General features: G+C 62.5%; 14 protein-coding genes. 5 read left to right on the forward strand and 9 right to left on the reverse strand.

Features of this window, described 5'->3' with window-relative positions; all coding sequences use genetic code 11:
- Positions 1-76 precede the first annotated feature (76 nt).
- The 3 genes from QMK17_RS20585 to QMK17_RS20595 all read left to right on the forward strand — a co-directional run bounded on the left by QMK17_RS20585 (position 77) and on the right by QMK17_RS20595 (position 2,594).
- Entirely contained in the window at positions 77-982 is a 906-nt protein-coding gene (locus QMK17_RS20585; RefSeq protein WP_283511155.1) for an NADP-dependent oxidoreductase, read from the forward strand.
- Positions 983-1,093: 111 nt separating this feature from the next.
- Entirely contained in the window at positions 1,094-1,762 is a 669-nt protein-coding gene (locus QMK17_RS20590) for an HNH endonuclease family protein (protein WP_283511210.1), read from the forward strand.
- 16 nt (positions 1,763-1,778) lie between these two features.
- The gene (locus QMK17_RS20595) at positions 1,779-2,594 is read left to right on the forward strand and encodes a shikimate 5-dehydrogenase (RefSeq protein ID WP_283511156.1); all 816 of its coding nucleotides are present in this window, start codon (positions 1,779-1,781) and stop codon (positions 2,592-2,594) included.
- A gap of 33 nt (positions 2,595-2,627) precedes the next feature.
- Here the strand turns inward: QMK17_RS20595 and nagB are convergent, their stop codons facing one another.
- From nagB to QMK17_RS20610, 3 genes are read right to left on the reverse strand one after another with little or no spacing between them, the layout of a single operon-like run.
- A complete protein-coding gene (gene nagB / locus QMK17_RS20600; RefSeq protein ID WP_283511157.1) occupies positions 2,628-3,407 on the reverse strand; it encodes a glucosamine-6-phosphate deaminase in 780 nt (259 codons plus the stop codon).
- Complete coding sequence (locus tag QMK17_RS20605) at positions 3,395-4,576, reverse strand: N-acetylglucosamine-6-phosphate deacetylase (protein ID WP_283511158.1); 1,182 nt, start codon at positions 4,574-4,576, stop codon at positions 3,395-3,397. The genes nagB and QMK17_RS20605 overlap by 13 nt, the downstream gene beginning before the upstream one ends.
- Positions 4,577-4,624: 48 nt before the next feature.
- Positions 4,625-5,869: a PTS transporter subunit EIIC gene (locus QMK17_RS20610; protein ID WP_283511159.1), complete on the reverse strand. Its 1,245-nt coding sequence runs from the start codon at positions 5,867-5,869 to the stop codon at positions 4,625-4,627.
- 157 nt (positions 5,870-6,026) lie between these two features.
- Between QMK17_RS20610 and QMK17_RS20615 the strand changes: the two genes are divergently transcribed.
- Both QMK17_RS20615 and QMK17_RS20620 read left to right on the forward strand, forming a co-directional pair.
- Positions 6,027-6,257, forward strand: a complete 231-nt coding sequence (locus QMK17_RS20615; protein ID WP_283511160.1) for a PTS glucose/sucrose transporter subunit IIB — start codon at positions 6,027-6,029, stop codon at positions 6,255-6,257.
- Positions 6,254-6,709 (forward strand): PTS sugar transporter subunit IIA, encoded by a 456-nt coding sequence (locus QMK17_RS20620; protein WP_283511161.1) that lies wholly within the window; start codon positions 6,254-6,256, stop codon positions 6,707-6,709. The genes QMK17_RS20615 and QMK17_RS20620 overlap by 4 nt, the downstream gene beginning before the upstream one ends.
- On the opposite strand, the gene QMK17_RS20625 is transcribed toward QMK17_RS20620, so the two are convergent.
- The 6 genes from QMK17_RS20625 to QMK17_RS20650 form a co-directional block, all read right to left on the reverse strand.
- The gene (locus tag QMK17_RS20625) at positions 6,710-7,453 is read right to left on the reverse strand and encodes a GntR family transcriptional regulator (RefSeq protein WP_283511162.1); all 744 of its coding nucleotides are present in this window, start codon (positions 7,451-7,453) and stop codon (positions 6,710-6,712) included.
- A 100-nt stretch (positions 7,454-7,553) separates the two neighbouring features.
- A complete protein-coding gene (locus QMK17_RS20630; RefSeq protein ID WP_283511163.1) occupies positions 7,554-8,054 on the reverse strand; it encodes a ribose-5-phosphate isomerase in 501 nt (166 codons plus the stop codon).
- The gene (locus QMK17_RS20635) at positions 8,051-9,781 is read right to left on the reverse strand and encodes a dihydroxyacetone kinase family protein (RefSeq protein ID WP_283511164.1); all 1,731 of its coding nucleotides are present in this window, start codon (positions 9,779-9,781) and stop codon (positions 8,051-8,053) included. Before QMK17_RS20635 ends, QMK17_RS20630 begins: the two co-directional genes overlap by 4 nt.
- Before the next feature lie 10 nt (positions 9,782-9,791).
- A complete protein-coding gene (locus tag QMK17_RS20640; RefSeq protein ID WP_283511165.1) occupies positions 9,792-10,916 on the reverse strand; it encodes an ABC transporter ATP-binding protein in 1,125 nt (374 codons plus the stop codon).
- On the reverse strand, positions 10,917-12,047 hold the full coding sequence (locus tag QMK17_RS20645) for an ABC transporter ATP-binding protein (RefSeq protein ID WP_283511166.1): 1,131 nt from the start codon (positions 12,045-12,047) through the stop codon (positions 10,917-10,919). It abuts the gene before it with no gap.
- The gene (locus tag QMK17_RS20650) at positions 12,047-12,913 is read right to left on the reverse strand and encodes a carbohydrate ABC transporter permease (RefSeq protein WP_283511167.1); all 867 of its coding nucleotides are present in this window, start codon (positions 12,911-12,913) and stop codon (positions 12,047-12,049) included. Before QMK17_RS20650 ends, QMK17_RS20645 begins: the two co-directional genes overlap by 1 nt.
- Positions 12,914-12,915: the final 2 nt, after the last annotated feature.

Below are 12,915 nucleotides of genomic sequence, written 5' to 3' on the forward strand. Positions count from 1 at the left end.
CATCTCGTGACCGTCGAAATGCCCCATGCGGACTGGTTCGATATGAAGGAATCGGACAATAGGGCAAAGTAGTTGAATGATCGCTTATGGATTCAGTGAGTATGGTGGCCCCGAAACCGAGTACTTTCTCGACCTCCCCATCGCCGATCCCGGCCAGGGTCAGCTTCTGGTGGCGGTCCATGCCGCCGGCGTGAACCCAGCGGATTGGAAGGTTCGAGCGGGAAACCGCAAGGACACCCTGCAGACGTCTCTACCTGCGGTTCTCGGCCGAGAGGTGTCGGGCACGGTGGTTCAGATCGGTACTCACGTCGACGGATTTTCCGTCGGAGACCATGTCTTCGGAGCGACGGCCGCGGGCCACGGCGGATACGCCCAGTACACCGTTCTCAATGCAGTCGGTACCGCGCAGAAGCCGGAGAGCGTGTCGTTCGCGGCGGCCGCGACGCTGCCGGTAGCAGCCGGGACCGCGTTCGACGGCCTGGCCGCCCTCGGTCTTTCGAAGGAAGACACACTCCTCGTTCTCGGCGCAGGCGGCGGAGTGGGATCGATGGTTCTGCAACTGGCCCGCGCCGACGGAATCTCCGCTATCGGAGTCGCAAGCGCCGCGAAGCAAGAATGGGTGGAAAGCCTGGGAGCACGTTTCGTCCAGGCAGGCGAGAACTTCGTGGACAGCATCGCCACGGACGTCGACGGCATCTTCGACCTCGTCGGCGGCGAAACGCTTCGGAGTGCGACGACCTCGACCAAGCCGGGATGCCCGATCGTCAGCGGCGCCGACCCCGCACTGGCAGGGACATTCGGGGGTTCGGGGGTCGTTCGGGACCGGACCTCGGCCGCTTTCTCACGGCTGGCCGGTCTCGTCGAAACCGGAGTGCTTCGGCCTCGGCTCGATCACCGGTTCCCCTTGGAGAAGGCAGGCGAAGCGCTGGCTCTCGTGGAGAGCGGACATGCACTGGGCAAGGTCGTCATCGAGGTCGGCTGATTCTTGTCGGTCCCATCCGGCACACTCGTTCTTCGAATGTTGTTTCTCGACGATTGGTCGTATGTGAAGAAGCTGCGGGTTGCGCTGCTGTTGGTGGTCGTCACCTTGGTGATGACCGCGTTCGCGTCGTGCGACACCGGCGACATCCCAGGATTCTCCGCCGCGCCGCCTGCGCCCGGCAGCCCTACTCGTGTCCAGATCGAGCAACTTCTCGAAGGCGTGCAGGTCGTGGCCGCGAGACCCGACGCATTCGGTTACGAGCGTGGGTGCAAGTCCGGCGAGGGATGTGTCTTCGGGCCGGCGTGGACGGATGACTACGACGGCCCCGGCGGTCACGACGGTTGCGGTACCCGCGACAACGTCCTGGCCAGAAGCATGACCGCCGTGGTTTTTCGCGAGGGCACCCATAGCTGTGTAGTGCTGGAGGGAACGTTGGCCGATCCGTACTCCGGTGACTATCTCGACTTCACCAAGTCCGATGCGGGCAAGATCCAGATCGATCACGTCTATCCGTTGTCGGCAGCATGGGACATGGGCGCCAATGGCTGGCTGCCCGAGAAGCGAGTCCGTTTCGCCAACGACATCGACTTCAACCTGTTGGCGGTCAACGGCCCGGACAACCAGTCCAAGAGCGACAACACGCCATCGCGTTGGATGCCCCCGAACGAGGCGTACCACTGCTTCTACGCGGGGAAGTATCTCTCGGTCGCCGTGCAGTACGGGCTCCCGATCACTGCGGCCGATCAGCGCACGCTCGCCGATGTCGCGACCGATTGCTGAGCGTAAAGTACAGACAATGTCGCGTAGCTTCCTGAATCGTGAAACTCAACTCTGCATGTCGCTCTCGGGGCGGCCGAGCAACTTCGGAACCCGATTTCACAACTTCCTGTACGACGAACTCGAACTGAATTTCGTCTACAAGGCGTTCACGACCACCGACCTACCGTCGGCCATCGGCGGGGTGCGCGCCCTCGGCATCCGCGGATGCGCGGTGTCGATGCCGTTCAAGGAAGACGTCATCTCCCTCGTCGATGTGATGCATGATTCGGCAAGCGCCATCGAGTCTGTCAACACCATCGTCAACGACAATGGAACTCTCCACGCGTACAACACCGACTACCAGGCAGTGGCGAGCTTGCTTGCGTCGTCGGGGTTCTCGACCGACTTCTCCGTCGCGGTCACCGGCAGCGGCGGAATGGCCAAGGCGGTGGTAGCTGCGCTACGTGATTCGGGGTTCACCCAGGGAACTGTGGTCGCACGCAACGCCGACCGAGGACCTGCGCTCGCGAAGGCATACGGATTTCAGTGGTCATCCGAAGCTGTCCGCGCAGACCTTCTCGTCAATGTCACGCCGGTCGGCATGTCCGGCGGACCCGACGCCGACTCCTCACCGTTCACCGACGAGCACATCGATTCTGCACAGGCAGCCTTCGACGTCGTGGCAATGCCGTCGGAGACGCCGTTCATCACCGCGGCACGTGCCGCCGGAAAGCCAGTGGTCACCGGCGCCGAAGTGATTGCCCTACAGGCCGCCGAACAGTTCGTGCTCTATACGGGGGTTCGTCCGACGGACGACCAGATTTCCCGAGCATCGGCGTTTTCACGCAGTTAGCGCCATTCCCACTTCATCGGAGAAGTCTGCACTCTAGGGGCGCTGCCACGACGGCTTGTTCGCATATGCGTAGCGGTAATAGTCTGCCAACGTCAGTGCTGAAGCAGCAGTCTCGTCGAGAATCACGCTCACGTGAGGGTGCCATTGAATGGCCGATGCCGGGCAGAATGCCGACAGAGGTCCTTCCACCGCCGCCGCGACAGCCTCTGCCTTGGACTCACCGGTCGCGATCAGCACCAGATGCCGAGCCTCGCCGATGGTGCCGAGCCCCTGGGTGAGAACATGATGCGGCACTTCGTCTTCGGATGCGAAGAATCGTGCGTTGTCCCGGCGAGTTTGTTCGGTGAGTGTCTTGACGCGCGTCCGTGATTGCAGCGATGACCCCGGCTCGTTGAATCCGATGTGCCCATCGGTCCCGATACCGAGGATCTGAACATCCACACCCCCGGATTCCATGATCGCCCTGTCGTAACGATGAGCTTCGGCTTCGATATCCGGTGCTTCCCCGTCCGGAGAGAACACCGCGACATCGGGAAGGTTCACGAGGTCGACGAACTCGGATCGAATGAACGAGAAGTACGACTGATCGGCGGTTCTCGGAATTCCGATGTATTCGTCCAACAGGAATGCTCGGCATTGTGCGAACGACAGTCCATCCTCACGGTGCCGCCGGGCGAGTTCGGCGTATGCCCCTACCGGCGACGAGCCAGTAGCCAAGCCGAGAACCGCAGGTTTCGAACGAACGACGTTCTCCACGATGTCGGCCACGGTTCGGTCGACTTCAACTGTGCTGGAGCGGATCACGACCTCCACGACGCTGCCTCCTCTATCGATATTCCCTTCCGGATCACCCGAACAGGTTCGAACTTCTCGTCCACGACGACGAGATCGGCGCGGAACCCCGTGGCGAGCGCTCCGATGGTGTCACCGAGACCGATCAACGAGGCCGGGGTCGACGACGCAGCACGCACTGCCTCCACCACCGAAACACCAGCGTGCAGAACCGCACGAGCGACGAGGTCGAGGACCGTCGACGTACCGCCCGCTATCGGATGCGAATCCGGATCGCCGTCGTCACGTGTCAGACGTGCGACGGACTCGCGGACCGTCACCTCCAGTGGCCCCAACCGGTAACGCCCGTCGCTCATCCCGGCTGCAGCCATGGCGTCGGAGACCAGGGCGATGCGTCCTCCCCCGACCAGATCGAACACCGCGCGGACTGTCTCGTCCGCGAGATGGACTCCATCGCCGATCAATTCGAGAACCATCTGTCCGCGAGCGGCCGCTGCCAGGCATTCACTGACCGGACCCGGTGCGCGGTGATGCCACGTCGGCATTCCGTTGAACAAGTGTGTCGCGCTGATCGGACCACTCCCGAGCACGTCGATTCCGTGCCGCGTTTCGAGAGCATCCGCATCGGTGTGCCCGATGCTCGGCAGAACGTCTGCCTCACGCAACATTCGACCGATCCCGGCGAACCCTTCGATTTCGGGCGCGAGGGTCATCGATCTCACCGCTCCGCGCCCCGCATCGAGAACGTCGCTCAACAAACCGAGATCACCCGCACGCAACGAATCCGGATCCTGCGCACCGCATCTCACCGAGGACAGAAACGGGCCCTCGACGTGAATTCCGGCGATCTCACCCGACGCAGCCAAGGCGGACAGAACTGCCGTCTGCGCGACGAGCCGCGCCGGCGGCGCCGACACCAGCGAGGCGAGCATCGTCGTGGTGCCGCGCGATCGATGATGCCGAACGGCATCCATCAGTTGCTCGGCCCCCGAGTCGGGGAAGCTGGCCCCGGCGCCGCCGTGACAATGCACGTCCACGAGGCCGGGAAGGATCGTCAGATTGGATCGAGCAGGAAGCTCACCCAGGGCAGCCTCGGCGGAACCGACCCACGAAATCGTGTCGCCGTCGATCACGACGACACCGTCCCCGATCACCGCATCTGCGGTGACCACCCGTCCGCGTAGCTTCATGCGGTGCGCATTCATCATGACTGTGCTGGTCTCATGAGTGTGCTGGCCTCACGACTGTGCGGCGTCGACGACCTCGTCGTCCTCGCGGCCCGGTGTGCGCAAATTCCACCTCTTGATGACGAAGCTGAACAGGAAGTAGTAGATCGCGGCGTACACGAGACCGATGGGAATGAGAAGCCATGCCTTGGTGGCGATTCCGAAGTTGAGAACGTAGTCGATCGCCCCGGCGGAGAAGAAGAATCCGTCGTGAATTCCGAGTGCGTTGACCAACGCCATGGACGTGCCGGTCAGAAACGCATGGATGATGTACAGCGGCCAGGCGACGAACATGAACGCGTACTCGAGCGGCTCGGTGATGCCGGTGACGAATGCGGTCAGTCCGGTGGACAGCATGATGCCGCCGACCAGCTTCTTCTGCGACGGCTTGGCATTGCGGTAGATCGCGAACGCTGCTGCGGGGAGGGCGAACATCATGATCGGGAAGAAGCCGGTCATGAACACTCCGGCAGAGGGATCTCCGGCAAAGAAGCGGTTGAGGTCGCCTCGAACGATCTGGCCGCTCGCGTCCTGATAATCACCGACGAGGAACCACACCACGGAGTTCAGGATGTGGTGTAGACCGGTGGGAATCAACATTCGATTGGCGAAGCCGTAGATGCCGCCGCCGACGACACTGTTGTTCGCGACCGTGTTTCCTACCCAGTTGAGAGCGCTGTAGAAGAGCGGATAGATGAACGACATCAACACCGCGACGACGAGACCGGTAACGGCCGTGAGAATCGGGACGAGGCGTCGACCTGCGAAGAATCCCAGGTAATCCGGCAACTTCTGGCGATAGAACCGTTGCCACAGAATGGCCGAGAGCAAGCCGATGACGATTCCCGCGAGGACGCCGTAGTCGATGACGGCTGGATCGCCGTTGGCGTCCACCTTCCCGTCGAGAACAACAGGAGACATCGCTTCGAAGACGCCGTTCATGACCATGTAGCCGACGACGGCCGCGAGAGCTGTCGAGCCGTCGGACTTCTTGGCCCACCCGATCGCGATACCGACCGCGAAGATGAGCGGCAGCCAAGTGAACACCGCCTGGCCCGCCGCGGAGATGACCGACGCTGCGGTCTCGAGAGCGCTGAACCTGCCGAGCAGATCGTCCTGGCCGAGGCGAAGCAGGATGCCTGCGGCCGGGAGAACGGCGATCGGCAACATCAGGCTTCGGCCGAAGCGCTGAAGTCCGGCGAGCGAGCGGGACTCCTTCTTGACGTCGTCGGTATCCGATGAATCTTTCAGGGTCATGGCGACCTTCTTTTCCGTCTGCTGCGGCCAGGGTTTGCGAGCTGTTGTGACCGATGGGGATCAGGGGTACTGTCCGGTCATTACCAGTTGTAGTTTGGCCAGGTGACGGGCTCGTGTCAACCCGGCCATGTGACCCAGAAGACAGAAAGTGAACATTATGTCGAAAGCAGACGCGATCGTCGCAGGCCTCGGCGGCGCACAAAACATTGTCGAGATCGAAGCCTGCATCACCCGGCTGCGGACCGAGGTGAAGGACGGCGCACTGGTGAACGAGAAAGCGCTCAAGGCCGCCGGTGCGCACGGGGTCTTCCACAAGGGAACAGCAGTCCAGGTCATCGTCGGCCCCGAAGCGGACACCCTGGCCGAGGACATCGAGGACATTCTGTGACGACGGTAGTCAGCCCGGTCGACGGCGAGGTTCTCGCGCTTGCCGATGTCCCGGACCCCGTGTTCGCGGCGCAGATGGTGGGTGCCGGTGTGGCCGTTCGCCCGGCAGCGTCGCAGCAACGTGTAGAGGTTCGATCACCCATCGCCGGCAAGATCCTCAAACTGCACCCCCACGCGTTCGTGGTGTTCACCGCAGAAAAGCAGGGTGTTCTGGTCCATGTCGGGATCGACACCGTGAAGATGCGGGGCGAAGGCTTCGAACTGCTTGCCGCCGAGGGCGACTCGGTGCACGCGGGAGATCCGATACTGCAGTACGACCCAGCGGCGATCGCTGCTGCCGGCTACTCCGACATCGTTCCCGTCGTCGTAATGGACACCGCACCGGATTCCGTGAACGCGAAGTCGGTCGGCCTCAATGTCGTTGTCGGTGACTCCCTGTTCGAACTGCCCTGATCAGGCTCGTTGACTTGGGCGGCGCTGCCCTTCCACTTCCATGGAGAGTTGGTACCGATCGCATCGGTACCAACTCTCCGTGTGCTCGATGGGCTCGTCAACGCTGAACGAGACTCGATCGAAGTACAAGACCGGGGCACCGCGTTTCGTACCGAGCAGCGTAGCCGTGTCACTGTCTGCGGCCGTGGCCTTGACGGTTTGCTCGGCTCGATCGATGGTCAGACCGTAGTGTTCCTGAACCGCCTCGTACACCGACCGACTCAGATCGTGATTCGTCAGACCCGGCAACTTCGACGCGTTGAACCAACCGTCGTCGACACTGACGGGTTCGGCATCGGCAAGACGCAGGCGTTTGACGTGGTACGCATGCTCACCGTCGGGTAGACGGAGCGCACGAACAGTTGCTACAGAGGGCTTTTCGAGGCGTGCGAACAGGACAACCGTCGTCGGGGTCAGTCCTTGAGCGCGCATCTCTTCCGAGAACGACGCCAGGTGCAACCTGGACTGAACGGTACGGCTGGCGACGAAGGTGCCTTTACCCCGAACTCGCACGAGATGCCCGTCGTTGACAAGTTGACCGATGGCCTCGCGCACGGTGATCCGGCTGACGCCGTAATCTTCCATCAGCCGTCGCTCACTGGGCATCAGATCACCGGGCTGGAGTTCTTTCGTGCAGCGGTGCAACAGAATTGCGCGCAGTTGCTCATGCTTCGGGATCTGGCTGTCCCTCAGATGTACGGGCATCACCACTACGCTTACCTTCCGGTCACTCGCCAGACCAGCGGTACGGACTGGTCCGGTCCAACCAGAAGGATACGTCACCAAGTCGGTGGTCCGGAAGAAATCAGTCGCACACCGCTTTCGCGGCGTCCTCGGCGGTGGCCAGCGCACCGGACTCGTACTCCCCGATCGCGGCCACCTTCGCGGCCGAAGCCGACTCCGGGTCGAACGTATACCCAAGCCACTCCTTGGCCAGTCGACGAGCGAGTTCGATACCGATGACTCGCTGGCCCAGACAAAGCACCTGGGCATCATTACTGAGTACGGCACGCTCGACCGAGAAGCTGTCGTGAGCGGTGACCGCACGAATACCAAGAACTTTGTTGGCGCTGATGGCGACTCCCAGACCGGTACCGCACACCAGAAGAGCCCGGTCCGCCGAACCGTCGGCGATCAGCCGTGCAGCGGTGACCGCAACATGCGGATAGTCAGTGTGTTCGTCGGTACCGACGCCGACGTCCGCAACGGACTCGACGCGGTCATCCTTCTCCAGGTCTGCCATCAATGCTTGCTTGTACTGCAGCCCGGCGTCGTCGCATCCGACGACGATACGTAGCTTGCTCATGATTCAGCTCCTTGCGTGGTGAGAAGTTCGGCGACGGTCGCGACACACATCGCCAACGACACTGCGCCCGCGTCGGGAGTTCCGACGCTTCGTTCGGCGAGCGGGCGAGCGCGTCCTACCTTGGGGCGCAGACCGGCCGTGGCCTCTGCAGCCTTCTGTGCGACGGCGACAGCATCGATCCACGCCGATCGCCAGTCTTCGCCGCTGCGCACCGCATCCTCGACGGCCCCGACAAACGGGTCGAGCGCGTCGAGCATCGTCTTGTCCCCCAATGAAGCACCGCCCAATTCCGTCAAGGCGTCGTAACCCGCACGCAAGGCCTCCGCGACGACCGCGTCATCGGGAGTTCCTTTGTTACCGAGCCGGTTTCCAATGGCTGCAAGGGCGGCGCCCCACAGGACGCCCGACGTGCCACCTGCCTTCGCGGCCCAGGCTGCCCCCGCTGTTGCGAGCACCGAACCCGTTCCGCCGTCACGACCGACAGCATCACTCGCCGCTACCCGCGCGGCAGCCGTTCCTTTGACCATGCCGCGGCCGTGATCGCCATCGCCCGCAACGGCGTCGATCCGTCCGAGTTCGTCCTCCGCCGAAGCCATACGTTCGGCCAGAGCATCCAGTGATTTCGTGATGAAGCCTGCACAGTCGCGCGAGTCGGCGTCGGACTCGGGCATCTCGTCGACGGCATCGGCTGCGACAGAAGCAGCCAACCTACGCTCCTTCGTGTCCGCTGGCACGACGCCCTTGCGGTACGCGGGAGTATCCGCTGGAGCCGTCCAGAACTTCTCGAGCTCGTCGTCCAGCCACATGACGGTGAGAGAACATCCTGCCATATCCAGGCTCGTGACCAGCTCTCCCACTTCTGGATCCACGACGGTGTAACCCGCCGCTTTCAATCGTGTCGCGACGGTGCGCCACACGACGAACAGCTCCTCGTACTTGGTTCGTCCGAGTCCGTTCAGAATGACGGCGATCCGGTTGCTGCTGCCCTCCGGTGCCTCTTCGAGCACTCCATCGACGAGCAGATCGGCAAGCGCTGCCGCGGTGGCCATCTCGTGCGACGAGACCCCGGGTTCGCCGTGGATGCCGAGCCCCAGACCCATCGTGCCCTTCTCGACGATGAACAACGGATCGGACGCACCGGGCATCGTGCATCCGTCGAAGGCGACACCGAGAGTGCGAGTGGCATCGTTCGAGGCAATGCCGACCCGCTCGACACCGTCGAGGTCATAGCCCGCATCTGCTGCTGCCGACGCACATCGAAACACCGTGAAATCGCCTGCAATTCCCCGGCGCTTGGCAATCTGGTCTGTCGGCGCGCTCGCGATGTCATCGGTGACGGCCAGATACCTGGCGTCGATGCCCTCGGACTGCAATTTCAGCACAGCGAGGCCGAAATTCATCACGTCTCCGGCGTAGTTGCCGGTCGTCAGGAGCACTCCACCGCCGTTGTCCACGGCCCGCGCTACCGAGGCCGCATCTTCCGCGGACGGCGAAGTGAAGATGTTGCCGACCACTGCGCCGTCGGCGAAACCGCTTCCGACCACGCCGCAGAACGCAGGGTAGTGGCCGGAACCACCACCGACCACGACGGTCGCCTTGCCCTTCGGGGTTTCGGTCGCGCGCACCACCCCACCGGGCACCCCGACGACATAGCGCGAGTGTGCGTCCAGAAAGCCTTCCAGCATGTCCTCGGCAAAGGTCGATGGATCATTGAACAGTCGAGTCATGGCAGATCCTCTATCGAAGTCGGAGACCGGACTCGCGGTCGAAGAGGTAGATCCTCTCCGCCGGAGCAGTGAGCGCACAGCGGTCGTGGCTGCGGTAGTTCTCACGTGCGGGTGTTTGGACGAGCAGTGATGCGCCGCCTGCTACGGAGACTTTGGCCTGACCGAATTCCATCAGATGTTCGAAGTACTCGACCGAGGCCGCGATCTGACCGGAACCGGCTGTCCCCGTGACGATCGACGCATCCTGCGGGCGAATACCGACCTTGACCGAAGTCCCGTCCGCAACGTCGGAAACGTCCACCGCGAGTGCACCGTCACCGATCTCGACCACGGCAGCAGTTCCGTCTCGGCGGACGACGCCGTCGATGACGTTGATCTGGGGTTCGCCGACGAACCCCGCGACGAACAGGTTGGCCGGATCGTCGAACACCTCGTCGGGAGTCCCGAACTGCTGAATGATGCCGCCGTCCATCACCGCCAGTCGGTCGGCGAGGCTCAGTGCCTCTACCTGATCGTGCGTCACGACGATCGTGGTGTATCCAAATTCGCGCTGCAGCATTTTGAGTTCACGCCGAACCCGCTGACGTGCCGAGGCATCGAGATGCGACAGCGGCTCGTCGAGCAGCAGAACCGGTGGATTGCGGATGAGCGCGCGAGCAAGGGCAACACGCTGCTTCTGCCCACTCGACAGTCCGGCCGGACGCAGATCGAGTAGATCGTCCATCTCGAGACGCTGGGCAATCGAGTTCACGAGTTCGTCCGCGCCCTTGACCTTGCGTGCTTTCAGGCCGTACGCGAGGTTCTCCCGGATGGAGAGCGGCGGGTACAGCGCGTAGCTTTCGAAGCCGACTCCGACCTCACGCTTGCCGGGAGGTAAGTCCGTGATCGTGCGGTCCCCGATACGAATCTGCCCGCTCGTGACGGTCTCGAGCCCGGCGATCATCCGCAGGGTCGTCGTCTTGCCGCATCCCGAGGGCCCGAGCAATGCCACCAATTCACCGGGTTCGATCGCCAGATCGATGCCCTTGACTGCCTTGAATTCTTCACGCCCACGAGACGAATAGGTCTTGACCAACGTGTCGAGGGTCAAGCTTTGTGCGACGGACGTGCGGCGTGTGGTCTGCGTGGCAGTCATCTACTGCTCCTTCTGATCTGCTGCACCGAGTCGGCGAGTTTCCGTATCGGACTCACTGTTGGCGCCTGCGAAGATGTGAATATCGGAGGGCTCGACCGAGACGGAGACCGTCGCCCCCTCGGTGAGGTGGCGTCCGCCCTTGGACAGCGCGATCAGTGTCGTTCCGCCGAGATCGACGGACACCTCGACATCGCGACCGAGCCGTTCGGCCAACACCACGGTGCCGCCGAAGCTCACCTTTCCGGGTTCGCTGGATCGCTCGGGCAGAACGTCGACGTCGCAGGGACGAATTCCGATGCGTGCGTTGTCGCCGCGGCCGAGGCCGAGGGAGCGCGGCGCGGAAATCTCGAGCGAACTACCGAGCACCCGCAGAGTGCTGTCGTCGACCGTCGCGTCGTACACATTGATCTCGGGTTGGCCGAGCGCCTTCGCGACAAACGTGTCCGCGGGCGCACGCCAGATGTTCTCGGGAGTGTCCACCTGTACGACGCGTCCCTCGCGAAGGATCGCAATCCGGTCGCCGAGAGCGAGTGCCTCCTGATAATCGTGCGTGACGTACACCGTTGTGGTCTTGGACATCTCGCCCAACTGCCGCAACTCCACGCGCATTGCTGCGCGCAGCTTCGCGTCCAGGTGCGAGAGTGGCTCGTCGAGTAGATAGACATCCGCGGGGCGAACCAGAACACGTCCGAGCGCCACACGCTGTCGCTGGCCGTTGGACAACTCACGCGGAAACCGCTGCAGTAGATGGTCGATACCGAGCGTGGTGGTCACCGACTTGATCCGCTCGGTCTGCTCGGAATCGCTGTACTTACCCGTGCGACCCGATTTCAGAGGCGAGGCAAGGTTCTGCGAGACGGTTTTCTGAGGATAGAGCGCGTAGCTCTCGAACGCCATCGCCACGTTGCGGTGGTACGGCTCGACGGCGGTCATATCGTTTCCACCGATATACACGGCGCCTTCGTCGACGTCGACGAGTCCTGCAATCGATTTGAGTGTGGTGGTCTTGCCTGCGCCGGACGGTCCGAGGATGACGAAGAACTCGCCGTCGGCGATGTCCAGGTCGATCCCGTCGATGCCGATCTTCTTGCCGTACTTCTTGCTGAGTCCCTTGACTGCAAGCTGTGCCATCAGGATTTCACCGCCCCGAACGAGAGACCGCGAACCAGGTAGCGCTGAATGGTGAGCGCGAGGATCAGCGGTGGGAGTGCTGCGATGACTGCTGCCGCCGCAGTGAGGTTGTAGTAGGCCTGTCCGCCGCCGCCGAGGTACTTGGTGATGGCGACGGTGACGGTACTGGCATTGCTGTCGGACAGAATCAACGGAAAAACGTAGTTGTTCCACGCAAAGATGAACGCCAACAACGCAGCCGCGGCGATGCCCGGTCGCACGAGTGGCAGTGCCACCATGACGAAAGCTCGCGAGCGGGTGTAGCCGTCGAGAAGCGCGGCCTGCTCGAGATCCTCGGGAAGATCCTGGAAATAAGACCGCAGGATCCACACAACGAGCGGCATCGTGACCAGCTGCAGCACCCAGATCATGCCGACCTTGGTGTCGAACAGGCCGATCTGGTTGTAGATGACGAACAGCGGAACGATGACCATGAGCTCCGGCGCGAATCGGAACGAGAGCATCTGGAACATCAGATCGTTACTGCCCTTGTACTGCCAGCGTCCCGCCGCATAGGCAGCGGGGATGCCGATGACGAGCGAAACAATCACGGCGCCGCCGCAATTGATCAAGCTGGTCAGGAGCGAAGAGGTGAAATCGACGCTGGTGAGATCGGTTCCGCGCTGACTGAGCACCGTTCCGAAATTTTCCAGTGTCGGTGTGAACGAGAAGTACGTACTCGTTTGCTCGGCATCGGATTTGAGTGCGAGAAGCACCATCCACACGATCGGGAACAATGAGAACACGAACCACACAAGTAGCGCGACGTCCGATGCGACCGAGGCCGGCGTGAACCGGCGTTGTCCGGGAAGCAATTCCTTGGCCATGA

Origin of the sequence: Rhodococcus sp. G-MC3 (assembly GCF_030063335.1) — a bacterium.
GTDB lineage: Bacteria > Actinomycetota > Actinomycetes > Mycobacteriales > Mycobacteriaceae > Rhodococcoides.